A 22,914-nucleotide genomic window follows, 5' to 3' on the forward strand; every position below is an offset into this window, starting at 1 on the left:
GCGGGGAACTGCGCGACGGGCCACGACGGTGCGGCAGGTTTCAAGGGGCGCGGGGAACTGCGCGACGAGCCACAACGGCGCGGCAGGCTTGAAGGGGCGCGGGGAACTGCGCGACCGGCCACGACGGCGCGGCAGGTCTCAGGGGGCGCGGGGAACTGCGCGACCGGCCACAACGGCGCCGCAGTGAACCGACAACCGCACCCCCTCACGGCACCCCCAGCGGAGCGAACCCTCACACCCGCCGAACCTCCCCCCGCAGGTGTACGCGCCCCCCGCCCCGCAGTTCGAAGCTCCCGAAGCCGTCCGTCCCGTACTCCACCGTGCCCGGCAGCAGTACCGGTGCCCTGAAGTCGGTGCGGACCAGGGCCGATCGGGGCGTGCCGTGGGCGGCGAGGCAGCGGGCGGCGGTCCACATGCCGTGGGCTATCGCGCGTCGGAAGCCGAAGAGTCGGGCGGTGAGGGCGTACAGGTGGATGGGGTTGCGGTCGCCGGAGGCGGCGGCGTACCGGCGGCCGATGTCCTCACCGAGCCGCCACTCGGCGACCCGGGGCAGCGCCTCGCGTTCCTCACCGGCGGGCGGTGCGCCGGAGACGGGCTCCCCGCGCCGGTGCCGGGCCAGATAGGTGCTCCGTGACTCCCACACCAGTTCCTCGCCCTCCCGTACCTCCGTCTGCACCGCGGCTTCGGTGCCACGTCGGTGGGGCGTCAACTCCTCGACGTACACGGAGAGTTCGTAGGTTCCGTTGGCGGCGAGCGAGCGCCAGCGGATGATCTCCACCGAGGTGTGGACCAGCCCGAGGAGGGGGAGCGGGAAGCGCCGGTCGGTCATCAGGCGCATGGCCAGGGGGAAGCCGAGGACGTGCGGATAGGTGATGGGGAGGCTGTCGTCGCCGACGGGGAAGCCGCAGACCCGCTCGTAGGCGGCGAGGCGGGCGAGGTCGATGCGTACGCCGGGCAGGACGAGACGGGTGCCCGGGAGGTCGGCGTCCGGGCGGTGGTTGCTGAGGGCGGCCTTCTTGAAGGGGGACAGGAGGGCGCCCCGGGCGAGCAGCAGAGCGAGGGCAGGCGTCCGGTCGAGGGTGTGGGCAGGCATACGGCTACGCAACTCCCGGCTCGATACGAGTCTGTGTGTACAGCTCGACGGCTTACTTACTCTGGAGTAATGTTACCGGAGGTAAGCCCCAATTCCCCCCTGACGGACACGACCCGTCATGTGCGGAGAGGTGTGAAGAAGGCCTAGGAAGGCGCCTGTTGCCGGTGCTAACGTGAAAATCGCTCAGGACAGGGCAAGACGACGCACCGGCAACCTGTGTGATGTCCGAGCTTGCACACCCCCGTCGCTCCACCACCCCCGAACCCGCACGACCCCCACACGTGCGAGCCGTACGATCCGGTTTCTGAACAGCGGCGCTGCCGAATCCGTACATCTGTGGTGAACCCACCGGAGGTGCACGCCCACCGGAAGGCCGCTGCACGCCACAGGAGCCGCTCGTGTCGTCGTCGTTCCCGTCCTCCCCGTCCTCCCCGGCCTCGCAGCAGATCGTGACCGCCGTGGGCTACGACGGTGAGCCGCTCCTGGTCGAGCCCGAGATCCGGCGGCTGGACGGGGCCGTGCGGGAGGTGTCGGTACCGGCGTTCGTCGCACCCGTGACGTACGGCTCGCTCGCGGACATCCCCTTCGACAACGCGAACGAGGAACCCGGGACGACGGTCCTCAGCCGACGTGCGCCGGACGGGACCTGGGGGCATGTCACGGCCGCCGAGTTCGCCGAGCAGGTTCTCGCGGTGGCCAAGGGGCTGATAGCCGAGGGCCTGATGCCGGGCGACCGGCTGGCCATCATGGCGCGGACGACGTACGAGTGGACGCTCATGGACTTCGCCGCGTGGGCGGCGGGCCTGGTGACCGTACCCATCTATCCGACGTCGTCCGCCTTCCAGACCCGCTGGATCCTCCAGGACTCCGGCGCCGTGGCCCTCGCCGCGGAGACCGTCGCCCAGGCCTCCGCCCTCGGCCCGGAACGCGACCGCATCCCCGACCTCAGGCACATGTGGGTCTTCGAGAAGGGGCACGTGGAGCGGCTCGCGGAGCTCGGCAAGGACGTGGCGGACCAGGAAGTCGCCGTACGCCGTGGGGTGTTGGGCCCCGACACCCTCGCCACGCTCATCTACACCTCGGGCACCACCGGCCGCCCGAAGGGCTGCGCGCTCACGCACGGCAACTTCTTCGCCGAGGTCGACAACGCCATCGAACTCCTCTACCCCGTCTTCCGGGAACGGACGAAGGAGGAGGCGTCGGTGCTGCTGTTCCTGCCGATGTCGCACGTCTTCGGCCGGATGGTGGCCATCGCGTGCATCCGCGCGGGGGTACGGCTGGGCCACGCCCCGAGCCTCAAGTCGGAAGACCTGCTGGGGGACCTGGCCGCCTTCCAGCCCACCTGTCTGCTCGCCATCCCCTACATGCTGGAAAAGGTCTTCAACACCGCCCGCGCGAGAGCCGAGACGGGCAAGCGGGTCTCGTCCTTCGACCGCGCGGTGAGCGTGGCCCGCCGCTACAGCGAGGCGGTCGAGGACCAGCGGCACGGCATCGGCATCGGCAACGGCCCCGGCCGCGGCCTGCGCACCACGCGCGCCTTCTACGACCCGATCGTCTACCGCCGGATCCGCAACGCCATGGGCGGCAGGGTCCGTTACATCATCTGCGGCGGCTCACCCCTCGGCCGCCCCCTGGCCGGGTTCTTCGCCGGCGCGGGCATCGAGATCTACGAGGGGTACGGCCTGACCGAGTCGACCGGCGCGGCCACGATCACCCCACCGCTCAGACCCCGGGTGGGCACGGTGGGCTGGCCCCTCCCCGGCACCCGGGTGCGGATCGCGGCCGACGGCGAGGTACTGCTCGCGGGTGAGCAGATCCTGCGCGGCTACTGGGATCCGGGCGCCGGCGGTGTCGTCCCGGCGGCGCCCGACGGCTGGCTGGCGACCGGCGACATCGGCTCCCTCGACGAAGAGGGCTATCTGACGATCACCGGCCGCAAGAAGGAGATCCTGATCACGGCCGGAGGCAAGAGCGTGGCCCCGGCGCCGATGGAGAACTGGCTGCGGGCCCACCCCCTGATCTCCCAGGTGATGATCCTGGGCGACGGCCGCCCCTACATCTCGGCCCTGATCACCCTCGACCCCCCGGGCCTCACCCACTGGCGCCAGATGCAGGGCAAGCACCCGGTACCGGCCGAACTCCTCATGGACGACGACGACTTGAGGGCCGTCATCCAACGGGCGGTGGAGGAGGCCAACAAACTCGTCTCCCGCCCGGAGTCGATCCGCCGGTTCACCATCCTCCCGGTCGACTTCACGGAGGAGGCCGGTCATCTGACACCGTCGATGAAGCTGCGACGGTTCGAGATCATGCGGGACTTCGCGGACGAGGTCGAGGGGCTGTACGAGAAGTAGGGCGTACGTCGGCTGCGGGGCGAGGCAGCCCGGGCAGCCCGGGGTAGTCCGGGGTAGTCCGAGGGGTGCGGTCGTGGTCGGGCCGCTCCCGTCAGGGGGGGGCGCGGGGCCGTATCGATCGTGGCTCCGCCACGGGCCCGGGCCACGGGGGAACCGCGCGACAAGCCCCCACCGACCCGCGATCGCCCCCGCAGCCGACGTACGACCTACCCCCGGCAACTCTCGGCGACGGTGTCGGCGAACACCCGCGCGATCGGACTGAGCGCGTCCCACCGCCGCACCGCCCATCCCACCGCCAGCGGACGCAACGCCGGGAGGGGGATCAGCCGCACCGGCCCGTCGGTACCCGGCACCGGCAGATCGGGCACGGCCGGAACGATCGCGCACCCCAACCCCAACTCGGCCAGCAGCAGGGCCGTGTCCCAGTCGGCGACACTCGTGTCGAACACCGGCCGCACCCCCACCTCCGCGAACGCCGCGTCCAGATGCGCGGCGGACGTCGAGTTGGGCGGCAGCCGGATCAACCGCAGGTCCCGCAGATCACCGACCTCCGCATGATCCCGCCCCGCCAGAGCCTCACCCGCCCCCACCGCGAGCACCCACGGCAGCTCCATCACCACCCGCTGCTCGATCCCCCGCACCGGCCCCCCGATGGTGATCCACGCCAGATCCAGCTCGCTGTCGGCCAGCGCGGCGAAACACCCCCGGCTGGAGTTCTCCGTACGGAACTCCAGGCTCACCCTGGGGTGTTGACGCCGGAAGGTGACAACCGCCTCCGCCATGAAGTGCCGTACGGTCGTGGCGCCGGTGGCGACCCGCACCGACCCGCTCTCCCCGTCGACGAGATCCTTGAGCCGCCGCAGCGCGAGATCCAGCCCGGCGATGCCCTCCGAGGCGGCGGTCTGCAACACCCGCCCGGCCTCGGTCGGTACGACGCCCCGCGCGTGCCGTTCCAGCAGCGCGACGCCCGTCTCCCGCTCCAGCCGCTTCACATGCTGACTCACGGCCGACTGCGTACACGCCAGGTCACGGGCCACCGCGCTCAGGCTGCCCGCCCGGCACACGGCGACGAAGACACGCAGGTCATCGAGGGTCACAACACCCAAGCTATCACTTGGAGTTGATGACAGAACCTTAGGATTGACTGGGTTCGGGCGAGTACGTCACGATCAGCACAGGGCCCAGGCGGCAACCCGTCCCGCGCCCCCGCCGGGGTCCGGACCACAGGGCGGGGAGCGGACGGGTGCCGACCTTTCGCGCACCGAGAGGACGCCACCCCATGTCCGCTTCCCCTCCCTCTCCGTCTCCCCCCTTCCCGCCCCCTGCTCCTCCTCCCGCCGCCGTCACCTCCGCCGCCGCCCAAGCCGTCGGATTCCTAAGGCAGTTGGGCGCCGAGCAGATTGCGCACCCCGGCGGCACCCTGCTCGCCCACCTCTGCCGGGTCTACCGTCTGCTCGCCTCCTGGGAAGCCCGGCCGGCCCTCCGCCTGGCAGGCCTCTGCCACGCCGCCTACGGCAGCGACGGCTTCCCCACCGCCCTGCTCTCCCTGGACCGCCGCGCCGAACTGGCCCGCGTGATCGGCCCGGAGGCGGAGGAGATCGTCCACGTCTACTCCGCCATGGACCGCAAGGCCACCTACCCGGGCCTCGCCACCCCGGACGCGCCGTTCCACGACCGCTTCACCAGCGGCACGCGGACGATGTACCGGAGCCGGCGCGAGGACCTCGCCGAGCTGACGGCCGCCAACGAGCTGGACCTGGCCCGGGTGAACCCGGTGTTCCGCGAACAGTGGGGCCCGGACCTGCTCGCCCTCTTCACCGGCTTTCGGCCACTGCTGAGCGGACGGGCCTGGGAGGACGTGGCGGCGACACTGGGCCGCTGACGCCGCTGAAGTCACTCATGCCGGCCCTCCGGCGCACGCGAACGGTGGGTGCTCCGGGGACCTCTACCGGAGTACGGTGGCAGTACCGAGCGCATTTCGCATGCCGTCATCCAGTTTCGGCGTCGCCCTCGGGGAACGGCAATACCGGGACGCCTCGCGGCCGGTCGGAAAAGAGCCACCCCAAATGAGCCTGATGACCCTCGGAGTACTCGCCTCCTCGCACAAGGAGAACGAGTTCCGCCTCCCGCTGCACCCCCGCCACCTCGACCGAATCGCACCCGACCTGCGCGACAAGATTTTCCTCGAACAGGGCTACGGCCGGCGCTTCGGCGTCGCCGACGACGCGCTGCGCCCACTCGTGGCGGGTCTGCGCTCCCGCGAGGAGCTCATCGCCGAGTGCGACGTCCTGCTGCTGCCCAAGCCGATGCACGAGGACGTCGCCGAGCTGCGCGAGGGCCAGGTGCTGTGGGGCTGGCCGCACTGTGTGCAGGACGAGAAGATGACCCAGCTCGCCATCGACCGGCGGCTGACCCTGATCGCCTGGGAGGCCATGAACCACTGGACCTCCACGGGCGCCTTCAGCGTCCACGTGTTCCACAAGAACAACGAGCTGGCCGGATACTGCTCGGTCCTGCACGCCCTCCAGCTCGGCGGGCTGACCGGCCACTACGGCCGCCGCCTGCGCGCGGTGGTCATCAGCTTCGGCGCCACGGCGCGCGGAGCGGTCACGGGCCTGGGTGCCATGGGGGTCACCGACGTCACCGTGCTCACCCAGCGCGCCGCCGCGGCGGTCGCCTCGCCGATGCCCTCGGTCGTGATGGCCCACTTCGAGGAGCAGGAGGACGATCCGTCGCGCCTGCGGGCGGTCACCGCGGCCGGTTCCATGCCGCTGGCGGAGTACCTGGCCGGGTTCGACATCATCGTCAACTGCATCCTCCAGGACACCGACGCGCCGCTCATGTTCGTCAACGACGAGGAACTCGCCCTGTTCCGGCCGGGGACCTTCTTCGTCGACGTGGCCTGCGACGAGGGCATGGGCTTCTCCTTCGCCCGCCCGACCACGTTCGGTGAGCCGATGCACGAGGTGGGGCCGGGCTGCCACTACTACGGGGTCGACCACAGCCCGTCCCACCTGTGGAACTCCGCCACCTGGGAGATCAGCGAGGCGCTCCTGCCCTACCTGCGCAAGGTCATGAACGGCCCAGCGGCATGGGACGCCGACGTCACGGTCGGCAAGGCCATCGAGATCCGCGACGGCGTCATCCAGAACCCGAAGATCCTGAGCTTCCAGCAGCGGTCGGCGGTCTATCCCCACGCTTCTTCGCCGGGCTCGGCAGCCTCCTAGGTCACTGCCCGGCGGAGATCGACCAACGGACCCCGGAAGTGCCCATGATGTGGACATACGCGTCCGGGTCCGGCTCGCTGATCTCCATCTCGTTGTAGATGGTGGCTACCTTGCCGTCCGCGCACTCCTCGACGAAGCTCAGGCCGAGGTCGGGTACCTCGACCTTCACGGTGCCCTTGCCCTCGCAGTTCAGGGCGATCCCGAGAGTCCCCTTGTGGAGCCCGCCCTTGAACGGGATGGCACGACCCAACCGCCCGTTGGCGAACGAGGCGATGGTCTTCCGCCAGATCTCCGGAGCCTCGGTGACGGACTCGCCGTCGACGTGCTGAACGGCGTCGGCGGCGGGCTCGGCGGAGGCGGTGGGCGTAGGTGTGGCAGAGGCCGACTTCTTGGCCGAGGTCGCCGGCCCGTCGTCGCCGCTGGTGCAGGCGGTGCCGGTCAGCAGCACCGCCGCGCAGATCGCTGCCGCTGTGGCGGTGCGGGTGGTCATGGTCATGCCCTGATCATCGCCGCGGCGACTCCCGGTAAGTCCACCTCGGCCGCGTACGCAGCACAGCTGTTACACAGACGCCTGACGGAGGAAGACGGACCAGGTGGTGGGGGAGAGGGTGAGGTGGGGACCGGCGGGGTTCTTGGAGTCCCGGACGTGGATGGCGTGGGGGCAGGGGGCGACTTCTACGCATTCGCCGCCTTCGCCGCTGCTGTGGCTGGACTTGCGCCAGGTGTAGGCGGCTTCGAGGCACTCGCCGCCTTCGCCGCCACTGTGGCTGGACTTGAACCAGGTGAATGCGTTGGTGTTCATTGCTCCCCCAACATCTTCTCGATCAGGGCCTGGGACTCCATGGGAGTGAGTGCCATCGCGCGCATGATCCCATAGCGGTCGGTGATCTTCCTTACCTCGTCGGCATCGGTGATCAGCCGAGGGTGACCCTGGACCTCGGTGTACGCAACTGGTGAATGCCCTTTGGGTGTCAGCAGGTTGAACGCGCCGTCCATGTTTGGGTGTTGTGTCTGGCTGGTTGGCATCACCTGAATCTCCACATTGCGCATGCGGCTGATCCGGAGCGTCTGGTGCAACTGGTTCCTATGGACGTCGGGTCCGCCGATCGGCCGTTGCAGCACCGCCTCTTCGAGTACGAAGCCGCACATCGGAGGCGGCCACCGGTCAAGTACCTGCTGACGTGCCAGGCGGTCGGCCACACGTTTCTCGATGGTCTTCTCGTCGAGCAGGGGTCGTCGACGGGAGAACACGGCTCGTGCATAGTCCTCGATCTGCAGGATCCCGGGCACGCCCTGGTTAGCGTAGAAATGCAGCTCGACCGCTGTGGCCTCCAGAGCGGCGTATCCCCGATACCACTCGGGATGACGAGTCCGCGCCTTCTTCATCGCCTCCTCGACCTCGGGGATCGCGTCCTTCAACAGCCCGCCGGCGTTGAGGATGTCGTCCGCCTTCTCCAGCAGCTCGGGCCTCGTGATCCGTACCCCGCGCTCCATGGCGGAGATGGCGTCCGGCCCGTACCCCACCAACTCCCCGAACTGTTTCTGGGTCAGCCCCGCCCGTTCCCGCAACCGCTTGAGCATCTTGCCCAGCGCGGTGAACAGTCCCGTCGTACCCTCTTCCTCCGCCGGAGTCTCCGGCTTCCGCTCCGCGTCCTCGGTCACGTACGCCACCGCCCTCACCTCGTCGTGGACATCATGGTCACGGCCGACAACCCGCACTCCTGACTCACCGCACCCGTACGGATACCCGGAGTCCACCCGTCGCCCCTGGTCAGGTTAGGGCGGGGCGGCCACGCTCGGTGACGTGAACTCACGAATCTCCACCCACGCCGACGAACTGACCCAGCGCCTCAGCTGCACCCCGCGCGGCGCCCGCCTGGCCAGACGACTCACAGCCCAGCAACTCGCCGACTGGGGATACCCGCACGACAGCGACGTGAACGACGCCGCACAGCAGGTCGTCGGGGAGCTGGCCGCGAACGCCGTAACGCACGGCCGCGTACCGGGACGCGACTTCGAACTCCGCCTCCTGCTGCTCGCGCCGGACACCCTGCGTATCGAGGTGAGCGACGCACGGGGCGACCGGCGACTGCGCATGGTGCCCCGATGGGAGATCGACGAGACCGGCCGGGGCCTGATCATCGTGTCGGTCCTCGCCCGTACGTGGGGCGTGGCGGAGCGGGACGTCGGCAAGACGGTGTGGGTGGAGTTGCCGCTCAAGTCATGACGGCCGCCCGCCGAACTGCCAGTTGTGCACCTCGATGGCGGCGTACCGCTCCGGGGTCGTCAGGACGGTACGGGCCGTCGCCGGGTCCGGCGCCCGGAGGAGCGCCGCCGTGCCCAGCCACGTGGTGCCGTCGTCCGACAGCAGAGGGCCGTAGGCGATCAGGTCGTCGTCCCGGTCGGGCGGCAGGGCGAGGTCGGCCGCCTGGCTGGAGTCGCGGCCGAGGCCGAGGACCAGGTACCGGTTGCCCGCGGTCGGGCCGCCGGGGAAGTCCCACATCGTGCGGCCCAGGGTGTTGCGCCAGCGGCGCAGCAGTACGTCCCGGTAGACGCCGGCCTGGTAGCCGGGTTCGTCGAAGGCGAATGCGCGGGCGGCTCCCGGGTCGGGCAGGTCGAGGATGTGCACGCTGCCGGTGCAGGTGTCGCGGTCGTCGGTGAGGGTCGGGCCGCGGGCGATCATCTCCTTGGCGTACCGGTCCATGTACGACCAGTGGTCTTCGAGCAGTTCGTCGCGCAGGGCCATGGAACCGGGACGGTCGCGGTGGTAGCAGAGGAACTCCATGCGGAGAGGATCTCTCCAGGGGGAGGCCCGGTCGAGCGGGTTTCACCGTCGGTCACGCATGGGCCTTGACTTCGCAAGACCCAAGTACGACATTCCCGCCCCATGAACCCAGAAGCGGACCCCGCAAGACGTACCGACCGAAGCGACCTAAGCGAACGTACCGGCCGTACCGGCCGAAGTGACCGTACCGAACCTTCCGGACGTGCCGAACTTCCTTCCAGGCGAGGCGTGTTGGCCGGCGCCGCAGGGGCGGGTGTTGCGGTCGGGGTGGGTGTCGCGGTGGGGCAGGGGACGGCGCATGCCGCGGCCCCGCCCCTCCTCGGGACGTACGACGTCGTGGTCGTCGGAGCGGGCGCCGCCGGGATGACCGCCGCGCTGACGGCCGCGAAGCAGGGGCTGTCCTGTGTCGTTGTCGAGAAGGCGCCCACTTTTGGTGGGTCGGCGGCTCGCTCCGGCGCCGGGATCTGGATACCGAACAACTCCGTGATCCTCGCCGCCGGGGTGCCGGACACCCCGGCCAAGGCCGCCACCTACCTCGCGGCGGTCGTCGGACCGGACGTCCCCGCCGCCCGCCGGCAGGCCTTCCTCACGCACGGACCCGCCATGCTCTCCTTCGTCATGGCGAACAGCCCCCTCCGCTTCCGCTGGATGGAGGGATACAGCGACTACTACCCGGAGTTGCCCGGCGGGCTCCCGGGCGGCCGTTCCATAGAGCCCGATCAGCTCGACGGGAACATCCTGGGTGCCGAACTCGCCAACCTCAACCCGCCCTACCTCGCGGTCCCTTCGGGCATGGTCGTCTTCAGCGCCGACTACAAGTGGCTGGCCCTCGCCGCCGTGAACGCCAAGGGCACCGCCGTCGCCGTCGAGTGTCTGGCGCGCGGCACGAAGGCCGCCCTCCAGGGACAGACCCCGCTCACCATGGGCCAGGCACTCGCGGGCGGACTGCGCGCGGGCCTGGCGTCGGCGGGAGTGCCGGTCTGGCTCAACACCCCCCTCACCGACCTCTACTCGGAGTCCGGGGCGGTCACGGGCGCCGTCGTCACCCGCAACGGCACGGCCGGTCTGCTGCGCGCCCGGCGCGGCGTGATCGTCGGCTCGGGCGGCTTCGAGCACAACGCGGCGATGCGCGCCCAGTACCAGCAGCAGCCCATCGGCACGGAGTGGACGGTCGGCGCGAAGGAGAACACGGGGGACGGGATCCGGGCCGGTGAGCGCGCCGGCGGTGCCCTCGCCCTGATGGACGACGCCTGGTGGGGCCCGGCGATCCCGCTCCCCGACGAGCCGTACTTCTGTCTCGCCGAACGCACCCTTCCCGGCGGCCTGTTGGTCAACGCGGCGGGCTCCCGCTTCGTCAACGAGGCCGGTCCCTACAGCGACGTCGTCCACACCATGTACGAGCGGAACGCCACCGACCCCGACATCCCGGCCTGGCTGATCGTCGACCAGAACTACCGCAACCGCTACCTCTTCAAGGACATCACGCCGACCTTCGTACTCCCGGCCGACTGGTACAGCTCCGGTGCCGCGTACAAGGCCTGGACGGTCGACGCGCTGGCGACCGCGATAGGCGTCCCGCCCGCGGCCCTCCGCACCACCGTCAGCCGCTTCAACTCCCTTGCCCTGAACGGAGACGACACCGACTTCGGGCGCGGCGACAGCGCGTACGACCACTACTACACCGACCCGGCCGTCCTCCCGAACTCCTGCCTGGCCCCTTTGTGGCTGCCCCCGTACTACGCCTTCCGGATCGTCCCCGGCGACCTCGGAACCAAGGGCGGCCTGCGCACCGACGCCCGGGCGCGGGTACTGCGGGCCGACGGCACGGCCATCCCCGGCCTGTACGCCGCCGGAAACGCCAGCGCCGCCGTCATGGGCCACAGCTACGCGGGCGCGGGCTCGACGATCGGCCCGGCGATGACGTTCGGGTACGTGGCGGCACTGGCGGCGGCGGGGGTGCTCTGACGGCCGTGGGCCCGTAGCCGGGATAAGCCTGTGCGTTCTGCATGAACATGCCCTAGTGTCGCGTTGATCGCTGGGGAGGCATCAGGTGCGTGTGAGGCACGGGGGGCGGCGCTTCGCCGCAGCAAGAACGACGGTGGTGGTCGCCATGGCCGTCCTGGGCATGGCGCTCGTCGCGGGATGCGGGCAGCGCTACGGGGATCCGGAGCCGTACGACAGCCTGGCGCAGGTGCCGGAGAAGCTCGCGGTGAGCGGTACGACCATCATGGTCGGCGACCCGGCCGCCGAGGTGACCGTGCACATGTACGAGGACATGCGCTGCCCGGTCTGCGAGGAGTTCGAGACGACAGGCGGCGGCCAGGAACTCCGGAACGCCGTGCTGCGGCGCGAGGTGAAGGCCGAGTACACCCTGGCCTCCTTCCTCGACGACAGGCTCGGCGGGAGCGGCTCGAAGAAGGCGGCCAACGCGCTCAGGGCAGCGCTGGACGCTCACAGGTTCGCCGAGTACCACGAGGTGCTCTACGACAACCAGCCCGAGGAGGAGGTCGACGGCTTCACCGACGCCCGCCTCCTCGAACTGGCCGCGCAGGTCGACGGGTTGCGCACCCCCGCGTTCGAGTCGGCGGTGAAGACGATGAAGTACCGCTCCTTCGTCACCGACTCCGAGCACGCCTACGAGACTGTCGGCACGGAGCCCGGAAAGGGCCCGGGGACGCCCACCGCCGTGATCAACGACGTCCGCGTCCCCGAGGAGATCGGCGGGGTGCTGTACGAGGGGAAGCTCTTCGGGGAGCTGTTGCAGGCGATCCGTGAGCGCCCCGGAGAGTGGCTGGAGTACAAGGACTACCAGCCGCCTGCGGACCCCGAGGACTACGGATACTGAGGACCACGGGTACTGGGCCGGCAGGCCAGCAGCCCCGCGGGCCGGTCACGGTTTGCGGGCCATCAGGAACGCATGCGGGGACGACTCCCCGCTGGCCTCGTCCGCCGCCCGTACCGTCTGTGACGCGAGGGTGAACCCGGCCTCCGTCAGCAGTTCGGCGATCCGCTCGGGCCGGCGCCGCTGGAAGGTCATGGACACGGGGCGTCCGAAGGGCCGGTCATGGTGCTTGTCCACGTCTCCCGCCTGGAAGCCGAGCAGCAGATGCCCGCCCGGCGCGAGCACGCGACGGAACTCGGCGAAGAGCGCGGGCAGCCGGTCGGCCGGGGTGTGGATGGTCGAGTACCAGGACACGACTCCGGCGAGCGACCCGTCGGCGAGGTCCAGCTCCAGCATCGAGCCCTGCTCGAAGAGCAGCCCCGGATGCTCCCGCCGGGCCACCGCGAGCATCGACGCCGACACGTCCAGCCCGAACACCGACAGCCCGAGCGAGTCGAGGAACGCGGTGACCCATCCCGGCCCGCACCCGAGGTCGGCGACCCGGCCGCTGCCGCCCCCTGAACCCCGTACGAACTCGGCGTACGCGGCGAGCACCGCCCGTTCCAGCGGCTGGGCGGCGAGCCCGGAACGGTAGCGGTCGAAGTAGTCCTCGGCGATGGCGTCGTAGAAGACGCGGGTGGCGGCGACGAAGTCGGTGCCGGTGTCGTCACCCCGGGTGGCGGCTGCTGCTGCGTCAGTCATGGCGGGGACCCTAGCCGGACCCACTGACAACGCGACGCGTCCGGAGAGGCAGCGGCAAAAGGCAGGAGCTCCGATGCCGTCGAGACGGCTCGGAGCTCCTTGGGGTGCTGCACACGTTCCGGATCAGAGCATTCGGCTCAGCTGAGCCGAAGACTTAGATCGGGCTGACGTTCTCCGCCTGAGGGCCCTTCGGACCCTGCGTGACGTCGAAGGAAACCGCCTGGTTCTCTTCGAGAGAGCGGAAGCCGCTCGCGTTGATCGCGGAGTAGTGGACGAAGACGTCCGGGCCGCCGCCTTCCTGGGCAATGAAACCAAAGCCCTTTTCGGCGTTGAACCACTTCACGGTTCCGGTAGCCATAAGCCCTCCCTGGGCCCAAAGGGTTGCCCTGCTCCAGAACCTGCAAGGTGTAAACAAAAACTTGTAAACAACTGCATTCATCTGAATACGACGAGAGCCCGCGGTCAGATGCTCCGCAGGCTCTGTACTGCAAGGGAAACCAAACTGCAACTTGCGGCGAGCCTAGCATGTGGGCACCCGAATGCAATAGAGGTCAAGATCACGTCACTCGGACGTTTGAGAGGTGGCTCACGGCCTTGACAACCCCCGGGAGGCCGCGCCGTACCGAACGCCCGTTAGCCTCGCGATGTGGACAATTCTCGCACCCGGCCGCGCGTCGGCCACATCCAGTTCCTGAACTGCCTGCCCCTGTACTGGGGGCTCGCGAGGACAGGCACGCTCCTCGACTTCGAGCTGACCAAGGACACCCCTGAGAAGCTCAGCGAGAAGCTGGTGCGCGGTGACCTCGACATCGGGCCCATCACCCTCGTCGAGTTCCTGCGCAACGCCGATGACCTGGTCGCCTTCCCGGACATCGCCGTCGGCTGCGACGGCCCGGTGATGTCGTGCGTGCTCGTCTCCCAGGTCCCGCTGGACCGCCTGGACGGCGCACGGGTGGCGCTCGGCTCGACCTCCCGTACCTCCGTGCGCCTGGCGCAACTGCTCCTGGCCGAGCGTTACGGCGTACAGCCCGACTACTACACGTGCCCGCCCGACCTCAGCCTGATGATGCAGGAGGCGGACGCGGCGGTGCTGATCGGGGACGCCGCCCTGCGTGCCAACCTCCTGGACGGCCCGCGCTACGGCCTTCAGGTGCACGACCTGGGCACGCTGTGGAAGGAGTGGACGGGACTGCCGTTCGTCTTCGCGGTGTGGGCGGCCCGGCGGGACTACCTGGAACGCGAACCGGTCCTCACCCGCAAGGTCCACGAGGCGTTCCTCGCCTCCCGCGACGTCTCCCTGGAGGAGGTCGGCAAGGTCGCCGAACAGGCGGCCCGCTGGGAGGAGTTCGACGCCCAGGTGCTGGAGCGCTATTTCACGACCCTCGACTTCCGCTTCGGCGGACCGCAGCTGGCGGCCGTACGGGAGTTCGCCCGCCGGGTGGGCCCCACGACGGGCTTCCCCGCAGACGTGGAGGTCGACCTCCTGGAGCCGTAGGCTGCTCGTCGCGGACGTGACCGGCGCGCGTATCCGGGCGCCCGGGGGCGTCCGGGGCGCGTGCGAGGCGGGTACGGGGAAGAGGTGGGGGTCATGCAGCCGCTGGACGTCGGGGAGGCGGCCGTCGTGGGGCCCTACCGGTTGCTCGGGCGGCTCGGCTCGGGCGGGATGGGCCGGGTCTACCTGGGGCGCAGCGCCGGCGGCCGTACCGTCGCGGTCAAGATCGTGCACCCCCACTTCGCGCTCGACGAGGAGTTCCGGGCCCGGTTCCGGCGCGAGGTCGAGGCCGCCCGGCGGGTCGGCGGCGCCTGGACGGCCCCCGTCCTGGACGCGGACCCGGACGCCCCGGTGCCATGGGTGGCGACGGCGTACGCGGCAGGTCCCTCCCTGACGGCGGCGATCACCGACGACGGTCCGCTGCCCCTGGATTCCGTACGGGCACTGGGCGCCGGCCTCGCCGAGGCGCTGACCGCCGTACACGCCCTGAGCCTCGTCCACCGGGACGTGAAGCCCTCGAACGTCCTCCTCACCCTCGACGGCCCCCTCCTCATCGACTTCGGCATCGCCCGGGCCACGGACGGCACCGCGTCCCTGACGTCGACCGGCGTCTCGGTCGGCTCGCCCGGCTACATGTCACCGGAACAGATCCTCGGCAGGCCGATCACGGGAGCGGCGGACGTCTTCTCCCTGGGCGCGGTACTGGCGTACGCGGCGACCGGCCGATCCCCGTTCCCCGGTGACTCCTCGGCGGCCCTGCTCTACAAGGTCGTCCACGAGGAGCCCCGACTCGACGGGCTCGGCGGGGAGTTGCGGGAGGTGGTCGAGGGGTGCCTGGTGAAGGACCCGGCAGCGCGACCGGCTCCCGCCGAGGTGGCCCGGCGGCTCGCTCCGGACGGGGCGGCGCGGCTGGTGGCGGCCGGATGGCTGCCGGGGGCGGTGGTGGAGCGGGTCAGCCGGAGCGCGGTGGCGTTGCTGAACCTGGAGGCCGAGGTCGCGGGGGCGGAGGCTCGGGAGGGTGCGCTGTCGGGGCCGGCGGGGTTCGGCACGCCCGGGGTGGGGGAGTTCGGGCCGCCGCCCGTGATGCCCGGTCCGGGGCTGCCCGCACTGCCGGGACCTCGGGACGCGGAACAGAACCCGGAGCAGGAACAGCGACAGCAACCGGAGGAAGAACCGGAGCAGGAGCCGGCCGATCGGACGCCCGGCAAGGTCTCGGTGAGCGTGGCGGCGACCTCGGCACCCGTCGCCGGTGGACGCGGACGGAAGCTGAGCTGCACGGTGGCCCTCGCGGTGGCGGGCGCGATGGCCGCGGTGACGGTGGGCTCCGCGTACGTGTTCGACCTGCTGCCGGGCGGGGGCGCGGACCAGGGGAGCCACGAGGCGAGCGGCGACTCCGACGCGGCCACGTCCCAGGTGCCGAGCGAGGACTCCGGCCAGCAGGCGGAGAGCCCGGCGCCGAGCACCTCGACGGGGGCCGTGGTCACCGGGCCTACGACGATCCCCGCGTCCTACGTCGGCACCTGGGAGGGGCCGGCCGTCGCCCTCGACGGCACGCTGCCGATGGGGACGTTCCGGGTGACGGTCCAAGAGGCCGCCGTGGGCGAGAAGTTGGGCACCTTCCGGCAGACCGACCAGATCGGCGGCATCTGCGACGACGATCTGTTCCTGAAGGAGGTCACGAAGACCCGGCTCGTCGTCACGTCGATCGCCGACAAGTCGAACAGGAACGTGTGCACCACGGGGTCGCACCAGGTGCTGCTCACTCCGGTCGGCGACGACCTGAAGTACGAGACGGACAACCCGGAGGCGGGAGACCCGGTGGCCCGGATGTCGCGGGTGGGGTAGGGGAGTTGGGCGATCCTTCCCACCCACGCGCCCGTTTCCGGTCCGTTCGCGGGGCGCCCTCGAACCACACCGCCGGCCCGGCGTCCGACAGGCGAGACGGATGCGGCCCGGGCGGCGTTTCCCCCTCACCCGTCACCGCTGTAACTTCAGCCCAGGCCCACTCAGCCCGTCCGGCGTTTGAGGACGAGGCCCCTTCAGGGCCGACAGCGGGGGTCTGGGGGCGCAGCCCCCAGGAACGGGACGGGACGGGACGGGTAGGGGCGGCGGGGGCGAAACCAACCCGCCGCGCCCGGCTCCAGCCCACCCGGCCCCGACTCACCCGGGAATGACGACCGTACGCAACTCCCCATCCCCCAGATGCAACATCCCCTTGCCGGGCGCGACCTGCCCACCCACCATGCTCCGGTTGATGCGCACCCCGATCAGATCCCCGCTCGAAGACTCCTGCGGGGACAGCAGAATCCCCCGCCGGCCCTTCTTCGCATCGACCTGCCAGCCGCTGAACCCGCTGCAGACATCCTCCTCATCACCCGCGATGACCAGCCCGAGCCCCCGCTCCGCACCCCGCGAGACGATCTTCTTCATCTGGCTCGCGGCGTCGCAGTCCTCCAGGATCTCCCCGTCGTCGACGAGGACGACGATCGGCTCCTCGACCGACGCCTGGTCGATGAGCTCCTCGAAGTCGTCCTCGTCGATGTCGTCGCCGGTGTACAGCTTCAACACCCCGTCCGTACCGTCCAGTTGCCGCAGCGGCGACTGACGCGGCGCCGCGATGACCAGACGTACCCCCTGGGACAGATACGACTGCGCGAAGTTCATCAGCACGGTCGAGCGGCCCGACTTGGCCGGTCCGGCGATGACGAATGTCGGCACACCGGTCGCGAGGTCGGGGCCGAAGCCGGTGATGTCGTCGCCGCCGATGCCCACGAGGCCCCACAGGCGGGAGCCCGAGGTCTCCGGGTCGCGCATGCCCCACGCGTCCGCGAACGAGATGCGCGACGGCAGGCTGTCGACGCGGAACGGGCGCCGGGAGCGCGGCACTTGGGCGTCCCGGGCCGCAGCCGCCTCCCCGATCGCGGTGATCGCCGCCGCCTGCCCCTGGCCGGTCGTGTCCTCCGACAACAGCGCGAACTGGGTCTCGATACCGGACTCGTTCTTGTAGCCACGGCCCGGCGGAATCTCCTCCGGGACCTTGCGGTGCGGGATGCCGAGCGTCGAGAAGTCGCTGCGGTCGGCAAGCCGCAGCCCGTACTTCTCCTCGGTGAGCGTGGCGATCCGGCCGACCAGCAGCGTGCGGTCACCGGTCAGGACGAGGTGGATACCGACGCTCGCACCCTCACGCATCATCGTCGTCAACTCGTCGGTGAGCGCGCCGTGGTCGACCTCGCCGAGGGTCGGCACCCAGCCCTCCCAGCGGTCCAGCAGTACGACGATGTGCGGCAGCCGCTCGTCCGCCGCGGACGCGGCCCGCTGCTCACCGATGTCCGCGAACCCCTTCTCCGCCAACAGGTCCTGGCGGCGCGACATCTCACCCTTGAGCCGGTTGACCAGCCGGATCACCCGCTCGGTCTGGTTACGGCTGACGACAGCCCCGCAGTGCGGGAGCCGGCTCAACGCGTTCAGCGCGCCGTTGCCGCAGTCGATGCCGTACAGGTGGACGTCGGCGGTGGAGTGGGTGCGGGCCAGCGAGGCAGCGATCGTACGAAGGATCTGCGAACGGCCGCTGCGCGGGGCGCCGCCGATCATCAGATGCCCGAAGGTGGCGAAGTCGACGACGACCGGGCGGCGCGCCTGGGCGGCCGGCAGGTCCTCGATGCCGTACGGGACGGGCGCCAGCCTGCCCGTGCCGTGGTCGGCGAAGGCCGGGACCTCGATCTCGTCGAGCAGCAGCGTCTCGGAGAGCGCGGGCAGCCAGGGGCTGTGCTGGGGCGGGATACCGAGCGACCGGTTGGCGTCGCGCACGGCGTCGACGAGCACCTTGAGGTCGGTGATCTCCTCGTCCTCCCGCGCCTCGACCTTGGGCTTCTTCAGCGCGGCCCGGCCCAGGTCCTCCCAGGCCAGCGGCCCCGACCAGGGCATGAGGACCGCGGGGTCCGCCGCACCGGGCCGGCGTCCGCCGACACGTCCGGACTGGAAGGGGACGAGGGAGGCGTGCCCGAGCCGTACGTAGGCCCGCCCGGGGGTGTTCTTGGAGATGTGCCCGGCCTCCGGCGAGTCGATGACGTCGGACGACTCACCGCCGTCGGTCACGCGCAGCGCGATCCGGAGGTTGGTGTTGGCGCGGATCTCGGGGGACACCACACCGGACGGCCGCTGCGTGGCGAGCAGCAGGTGAATGCCGAGCGAGCGGCCTCGCTGCGCGATGTTGACCAGACCGGTGACGAAGTCGGGCAGGTCGCGCACCATCGACGCGAACTCGTCGATGACGATGAGGAGTCGGGGCACGGGAGCGTGGGACGGGTCCCGACGCACCAGATCCTGGTAGTCCTCGATGTCCTTGGCATCGGCAGCCGCCAGGATGTGTTCCCTGCGATGCAGTTCGGCGCCGAGCGATTCGAGGGCCCGCTCGACGAGGTGGGCGTCGAGGTCGGTCACCATGCCGACGGTGTGCGGGAGATGCACACAGTCCTTGAACGCGGCGCCACCCTTGTAGTCGACGAGCACGAACGTCATGTTCTCGGGGGTGTTGGCGACGGCGAGCGCGGCCACGATGGTCTGGAGCAGCTCCGACTTACCGGAACCGGTTGTACCGGCGATGAGGCCGTGCGGCCCGTCCTTGCGGATGTCGATGCCGAACGCGCCGTCGTACGACTCACCGATGACGGCCATCGTCGACTGCCCGCCCATGCGCCAGCGCGCGGTGATCGCGTCGGGTGTCGGCGGCTCCAGCTGGAGCACGTCGAGCAGTCGGCTGGAGCCGGGCAGCGCCGAGTCCTCGGTCTCGCCGCTGATGTCGCGGAGGGCGGACAGCGACCGGGCCAGACGCAGACACCAGGCGGCGGAGACGAAGTCGGGCCGTACGTCACGCACGCGCTCCGCGCTCTCCTCCTCGACGCGCAGCCGCAGCTTGTCCGCCTGGGCACGCCGGTCGGGCTCGCTGTCGGCGGCATGCCAGGCGTGGAAGGAGGGGAAGGACGGGAACCCGCCCGCGACGTGTTGTTGAGGCTGTGCGTTCTCGGCGTACGCCGGGTCGGCGTGCTCCTCGGCCTTGGGTTCGGCGACGACGAAGGCCTGGCACTCACCGGGCAGGAACCGCTCCTCGGCGTCGAGGCAGAGGGCGTACATCGCCACCGCCGGACCCTCGCGCAGCAGCTTGACGACACCGGGCAGCGACCGCAGCCGTCGCGACCCGTCCCACACCACGACGATGTCCGGGTCGCTGAACGACGCCCGCTGCCCCTTGTTCTGCTCGGCGGCCTTCTTGCGCGCGTCGAGGATCTGCGTCAGCTCGCCGATACGCGCGCCGACGGTTTCGGCATCGGTCCCGATGAGGACGTTGACGTCCTGCCCGCCGGACGGCCTGGTGTGCGGCAGCCAGCGGACCCAGTCCCAGCTCTCCTGCGCGGTGCTCTCGCTGAGCACGTAGAACTGGACGTCCATCGGGCTCTGCAGCGCGGCGGTCTGGGCGACGGCCCACCGCCCGAGCGCGCGAGCCGAATCCCCGGGCCCCGCCATCCCGATGACACCGAGTGACCGCAGCGACAGGGCCACGGGCGCGTCCTCGATCTTCCACGTCACCTGACGCCGGTGCTCGTCCTGCTCCGGGTCGTCGAGCACGACCTCGGACGGCAACTGCCCCGTGCCGACCCGCAGCAGCAGATGATCACGATCGGTACGCCGCCGCTCCCACAGCCGCGTACGGGGCCCGGTGCCGAGGGAGAGGACGGTGGCGGGGTCGGGAATGGCGTGCCGCCGGTCCTGCCGCTCCGCGACCAGGGCGTCCTGCGCGTCCTTCTCGATCCGCGCCTTCTGCTCCTTGTACTCCTTGACCTGCTTGGCATGGGACTTGCGCCCGTGCTTCTTGTCCATGAAGTAGTTCGCGAACAGCAGGATCGGGCTGAGGCCCGCCATGATCAGGTAGTACCAGCGCCCGAAGATGGTGACGGCCACGATCGCGCCCACCAGAGGCGTCAGCGCCATCAGCCAGGGCAGCGGCCGGGCCTCGAAGTCCCGGGGCGGCGACGGCAACCGGAACTTGGTCTGCCGGTCGGGGGCGCGCAGCCGGGGCGGCCGGTTGTAGTCGAGACCGACACCGTCCTCGGACCACTTGAGAGCGGCGTTGGGCGGGGTGTAACGGGCCAGCTCGACAAGGGAGTTGCCGATGGCGATCTGCCCGCCGAGTGGCCATTCGTTCCCCTCGATGTCCGCCGTCGCCCTGCCGTCGAGGGTGACACCGCCCTCGGCCTTCTCCTCGTCCTTCTTTTCCTTGTCCCCGTGCACGGTGACCTGGCAGGTGCCATCGGTTGCAACTGACAACGTGAGGGCGAGGGCGTCGACCTCGGGATCGTCGATCCGGATGTACGAGGCGGGCCCGCTGCCGATGTCGTACCGCCCGACCCCGAGCCGGTGCACGAACCCGGCGACGGGTCCGCCCACGACCCGCAGCTCGACGAGCCCGGTCGGCTCCCCGGGCAGACACCCGGCCGGATCCTGAAGGCTGACGACGGCCCCCTCGCGCAAGGGCGAGCCGGCGATGTTCGAACTCGGGTCGACGGCATAACCGTCCACATACACAAGGGGGGAGTTGTTGGCGGGCACCTGCCCGTGATGCCCGAGCGGAATGATCTGGGCGCCGCTGTGGCCGACCTGTTTCGCCAGTTCCTGTGCGATGTCCCCGACGGTGGACTCGGGATCCGCGTCGAGCACGACGTCGGCGGTACTCCCGCCGAACGGATCGACGACGGTCAGAGTCAGGCGCACGGTTGTCCTCCCCAACGGCCCCCGTGGCCGCTTCCGCAACGCCGGCCACCGTACAGAGCGACGATATCCGCTCCATATGACAGAAGGGCAACGGGTGGGATCGGGACTCTTCCCTATGGTGAATTGGTGACGGAACGGTGTTGAACAGTCTTGTTCCAGAACCGAGATGTATCCACTCGTGCCACACCCGTAAGCTGCTGCCTCAGTCAGTTGGAACAGGGAAGCCACGGGGGTTGGCCCTGCGGCACTTTGACGAGGGAGCGGCTTCATGGCCAAGGACCTTGATGTCACATATCAGGACATGCGGGATGCTGCAAAGCATGTCGTGAAGGAGAAGGAAAAGCTCCAGGAGAAGCTGGACGGCCTGCGCAAGTACATCGCGAACCTGGTCGAGTCCGGCTACGTCACGAAGAGCTCGTCGAAGGCCTTCGACGAGAACTTCGAGGAGTTCACCCGCGGTGCGAAGGACACGCTGGACGGTCTGGACGGCATGGGTGACTACCTGACCATGGCCGCGGACAAGTTCGAGCAGATCGACGAGGAACTCGCCAAGTCGGCGAAGAGGTAGTCGAAGCGCTCTTCAGAGGCACTGCTCAGGGCGCTGTTCAAGGCGCTGTTCAGGGCGCTGCTCAGGGTTGTGGTCCAGCGGCAGGGCCTGCGGGCGCCCGCTTGGTGCGGCAGCGGATGTTGCACGCACCGGGCGGGCGCCGCCCAGTAGTCGCACCGGCCCTGTCCTGGTCGGCTGTCGGGACGGGAACTCTGGGGGCCGTCTGGGAGGGGCTGCCGGAGTACGTACATGTGGAGCTCGCTACGAAGCTCTTCCGTGTCGACTCGCAGCCAGGATCCGTCCTGGAACCGGATCAGCAGCACCCTCGTCTCGAACTCCCCGAAGAAGGGGTCGACGAGAGTCGCCTCGGTGGCGGGGATACGGGCGACGAACTGCATGTGCTTCTCCCGCCCCACGCTGACCCGCTTCGGCGGAGCCGCCAGGACGATCCCGTCCTCGGTGGCGAGCAGCAGTCGCTGGTGGTGGGTGGAATGGCTGTACCAACGCAGCAGGAACTGCCCGGCGTTGGCGCCCCAGTTCCCGTCGAAGACCTTGTCGAGGCCTTGCTCGGCGATGCTGGCGTCCCGGAGCTTGTCCTCCCCCTTCTTGGCCCGCCAGCGCTCCTTCTCCTCCTTCGAACCGAGGGAGCGCTCGACGGCTTCCTCCGCATCGGAAAGAAGGCTCAACAGCATGATGAGCGGCATGAACGGCGCCCCGAGCACTGCGCCGACCATGCCCAGCGGGGGCACCCTGGCAGGACGGAGCCGCGGGTTGCCGGCGGCCTGGAGCACGTCCGCCGGGGGCTGCGGGATCTTGTCGATCCAGCACCATCCGCCGGCTTCGGCGCGGATGCCGAGGCGGTCCGTTATCAGGCGCTGCTTGCCTCTGGATGTCACGTTGCGGTTCTCCTTGTCGGCGGACGCTGACGGGATGCGCACGCCATGATCCTGTTACCGCGTGAGTCCGGGAACCAATAGCCCCACCCGTAGGATCCTTGCTCATGTGGATGGCTGGGAGACGCGCACAACGCAGCCATGGAGGAAGCGGAAAGCCGGCTCGGGTCGCGCT

At 70.0% G+C, this 22,914-nt stretch carries 19 protein-coding genes; 9 read left to right on the forward strand and 10 right to left on the reverse strand.

Annotation, left to right across the window (positions count from 1 at the left end):
- Positions 1–232: 232 nt before the first annotated feature.
- Positions 233–1,093 carry a MaoC family dehydratase gene (locus OG595_RS25310; RefSeq protein WP_329275766.1) on the reverse strand — a complete coding sequence of 287 codons (861 nt, stop codon included), beginning with the start codon at positions 1,091–1,093 and terminating at the stop codon, positions 233–235.
- Between the two features lie 449 nt (positions 1,094–1,542).
- Between OG595_RS25310 and OG595_RS25315 the strand changes: the two genes are divergently transcribed.
- Entirely contained in the window at positions 1,543–3,447 is a 1,905-nt protein-coding gene (locus OG595_RS25315; RefSeq protein WP_329283183.1) for an AMP-dependent synthetase/ligase, read from the forward strand.
- A gap of 206 nt (positions 3,448–3,653) precedes the next feature.
- Here OG595_RS25315 and OG595_RS25320 read toward each other — a convergent pair whose 3' ends face one another.
- A complete protein-coding gene (locus OG595_RS25320) occupies positions 3,654–4,544 on the reverse strand; it encodes a LysR family transcriptional regulator (protein WP_329275769.1) in 891 nt (296 codons plus the stop codon).
- A gap of 182 nt (positions 4,545–4,726) precedes the next feature.
- Between OG595_RS25320 and OG595_RS25325 the strand changes: the two genes are divergently transcribed.
- A complete protein-coding gene (locus OG595_RS25325) occupies positions 4,727–5,329 on the forward strand; it encodes a DUF6817 domain-containing protein (protein ID WP_329275772.1) in 603 nt (200 codons plus the stop codon).
- 184 nt (positions 5,330–5,513) lie between these two features.
- Entirely contained in the window at positions 5,514–6,674 is a 1,161-nt protein-coding gene (locus OG595_RS25330) for a N(5)-(carboxyethyl)ornithine synthase (protein ID WP_329275774.1), read from the forward strand.
- Between the two features lies 1 nt (position 6,675).
- Here OG595_RS25330 and OG595_RS25335 read toward each other — a convergent pair whose 3' ends face one another.
- The 3 genes from OG595_RS25335 to OG595_RS25345 form a co-directional block, all read right to left on the reverse strand.
- Positions 6,676–7,170: a hypothetical protein gene (locus OG595_RS25335; RefSeq protein ID WP_329275777.1), complete on the reverse strand. Its 495-nt coding sequence runs from the start codon at positions 7,168–7,170 to the stop codon at positions 6,676–6,678.
- Between the two features lie 63 nt (positions 7,171–7,233).
- Complete coding sequence (locus OG595_RS25340; RefSeq protein ID WP_329275778.1) at positions 7,234–7,476, reverse strand: DUF397 domain-containing protein; 243 nt, start codon at positions 7,474–7,476, stop codon at positions 7,234–7,236.
- Positions 7,473–8,345, reverse strand: a complete 873-nt coding sequence (locus OG595_RS25345) for a helix-turn-helix domain-containing protein (RefSeq protein WP_329275781.1) — start codon at positions 8,343–8,345, stop codon at positions 7,473–7,475. The genes OG595_RS25340 and OG595_RS25345 overlap by 4 nt, the downstream gene beginning before the upstream one ends.
- Positions 8,346–8,478: 133 nt before the next feature.
- Here OG595_RS25345 and OG595_RS25350 point away from each other — a divergent pair, with 133 nt between their 5' ends.
- Entirely contained in the window at positions 8,479–8,901 is a 423-nt protein-coding gene (locus tag OG595_RS25350) for an ATP-binding protein (protein ID WP_329275784.1), read from the forward strand.
- Here OG595_RS25350 and OG595_RS25355 read toward each other — a convergent pair.
- Positions 8,896–9,459 (reverse strand): YciI family protein, encoded by a 564-nt coding sequence (locus tag OG595_RS25355; RefSeq protein ID WP_329275786.1) that lies wholly within the window; start codon positions 9,457–9,459, stop codon positions 8,896–8,898. The two genes, OG595_RS25350 and OG595_RS25355, sit on opposite strands and share 6 nt — an antisense overlap.
- A 228-nt stretch (positions 9,460–9,687) precedes the next feature.
- Between OG595_RS25355 and kstD the strand changes: the two genes are divergently transcribed.
- Positions 9,688–11,424, forward strand: a complete 1,737-nt coding sequence (gene kstD, locus OG595_RS25360) for a 3-oxosteroid 1-dehydrogenase (protein ID WP_329275788.1) — start codon at positions 9,688–9,690, stop codon at positions 11,422–11,424.
- 145 nt (positions 11,425–11,569) lie between these two features.
- The gene (locus OG595_RS25365) at positions 11,570–12,304 is read left to right on the forward strand and encodes a thioredoxin domain-containing protein (protein ID WP_329283185.1); all 735 of its coding nucleotides are present in this window, start codon (positions 11,570–11,572) and stop codon (positions 12,302–12,304) included.
- Between the two features lie 45 nt (positions 12,305–12,349).
- On the opposite strand, the gene OG595_RS25370 is transcribed toward OG595_RS25365, so the two are convergent.
- Complete coding sequence (locus OG595_RS25370) at positions 12,350–13,042, reverse strand: class I SAM-dependent methyltransferase (RefSeq protein ID WP_329275790.1); 693 nt, start codon at positions 13,040–13,042, stop codon at positions 12,350–12,352.
- Between the two features lie 154 nt (positions 13,043–13,196).
- On the reverse strand, positions 13,197–13,400 hold the full coding sequence (locus OG595_RS25375) for a cold-shock protein (protein ID WP_006380707.1): 204 nt from the start codon (positions 13,398–13,400) through the stop codon (positions 13,197–13,199).
- Positions 13,401–13,688: 288 nt separating this feature from the next.
- Between OG595_RS25375 and OG595_RS25380 the strand changes: the two genes are divergently transcribed.
- On the forward strand, positions 13,689–14,537 hold the full coding sequence (locus OG595_RS25380; protein WP_329275794.1) for a menaquinone biosynthetic enzyme MqnA/MqnD family protein: 849 nt from the start codon (positions 13,689–13,691) through the stop codon (positions 14,535–14,537).
- A gap of 93 nt (positions 14,538–14,630) precedes the next feature.
- Complete coding sequence (locus tag OG595_RS25385) at positions 14,631–16,379, forward strand: serine/threonine-protein kinase (protein ID WP_329275795.1); 1,749 nt, start codon at positions 14,631–14,633, stop codon at positions 16,377–16,379.
- Positions 16,380–16,694: 315 nt separating this feature from the next.
- On the opposite strand, the gene OG595_RS25390 is transcribed toward OG595_RS25385, so the two are convergent.
- Complete coding sequence (locus tag OG595_RS25390) at positions 16,695–21,299, reverse strand: FtsK/SpoIIIE domain-containing protein (RefSeq protein WP_329275798.1); 4,605 nt, start codon at positions 21,297–21,299, stop codon at positions 16,695–16,697.
- Positions 21,300–21,567: 268 nt separating this feature from the next.
- Here OG595_RS25390 and OG595_RS25395 point away from each other — a divergent pair, with 268 nt between their 5' ends.
- A complete protein-coding gene (locus tag OG595_RS25395; protein ID WP_164313606.1) occupies positions 21,568–21,867 on the forward strand; it encodes a WXG100 family type VII secretion target in 300 nt (99 codons plus the stop codon).
- On the opposite strand, the gene OG595_RS25400 is transcribed toward OG595_RS25395, so the two are convergent.
- On the reverse strand, positions 21,798–22,784 hold the full coding sequence (locus OG595_RS25400) for a hypothetical protein (RefSeq protein WP_329275805.1): 987 nt from the start codon (positions 22,782–22,784) through the stop codon (positions 21,798–21,800). The genes OG595_RS25395 and OG595_RS25400 overlap by 70 nt on opposite strands.
- Positions 22,785–22,914: the final 130 nt, after the last annotated feature.

Origin of the sequence: Streptomyces sp. NBC_01451 (assembly GCF_036227485.1) — a bacterium.
In the GTDB taxonomy this organism is placed as follows: Bacteria; Actinomycetota; Actinomycetes; order Streptomycetales; family Streptomycetaceae; genus Streptomyces.

Coding starts and splice junctions, on each gene's coding strand:
- OG595_RS25310 (WP_329275766.1), bottom strand. CDS start 1,093: ATGCCTGCCCACACCCTCGACCGGACGCCTGCCCTCGCTCTGCTGCTC.
- OG595_RS25325 (WP_329275772.1), top strand. CDS start 4,727: ATGTCCGCTTCCCCTCCCTCTCCGTCTCCCCCCTTCCCGCCCCCTGCT.
- OG595_RS25330 (WP_329275774.1), top strand. CDS start 5,514: ATGAGCCTGATGACCCTCGGAGTACTCGCCTCCTCGCACAAGGAGAAC.
- OG595_RS25335 (WP_329275777.1), bottom strand. CDS start 7,170: ATGACCATGACCACCCGCACCGCCACAGCGGCAGCGATCTGCGCGGCG.
- OG595_RS25340 (WP_329275778.1), bottom strand. CDS start 7,476: ATGAACACCAACGCATTCACCTGGTTCAAGTCCAGCCACAGTGGCGGC.
- OG595_RS25355 (WP_329275786.1), bottom strand. CDS start 9,459: ATGGAGTTCCTCTGCTACCACCGCGACCGTCCCGGTTCCATGGCCCTG.
- OG595_RS25365 (WP_329283185.1), top strand. CDS start 11,570: ATGGCCGTCCTGGGCATGGCGCTCGTCGCGGGATGCGGGCAGCGCTAC.
- OG595_RS25370 (WP_329275790.1), bottom strand. CDS start 13,042: ATGACTGACGCAGCAGCAGCCGCCACCCGGGGTGACGACACCGGCACC.
- OG595_RS25375 (WP_006380707.1), bottom strand. CDS start 13,400: ATGGCTACCGGAACCGTGAAGTGGTTCAACGCCGAAAAGGGCTTTGGT.
- OG595_RS25385 (WP_329275795.1), top strand. CDS start 14,631: ATGCAGCCGCTGGACGTCGGGGAGGCGGCCGTCGTGGGGCCCTACCGG.
- OG595_RS25395 (WP_164313606.1), top strand. CDS start 21,568: ATGGCCAAGGACCTTGATGTCACATATCAGGACATGCGGGATGCTGCA.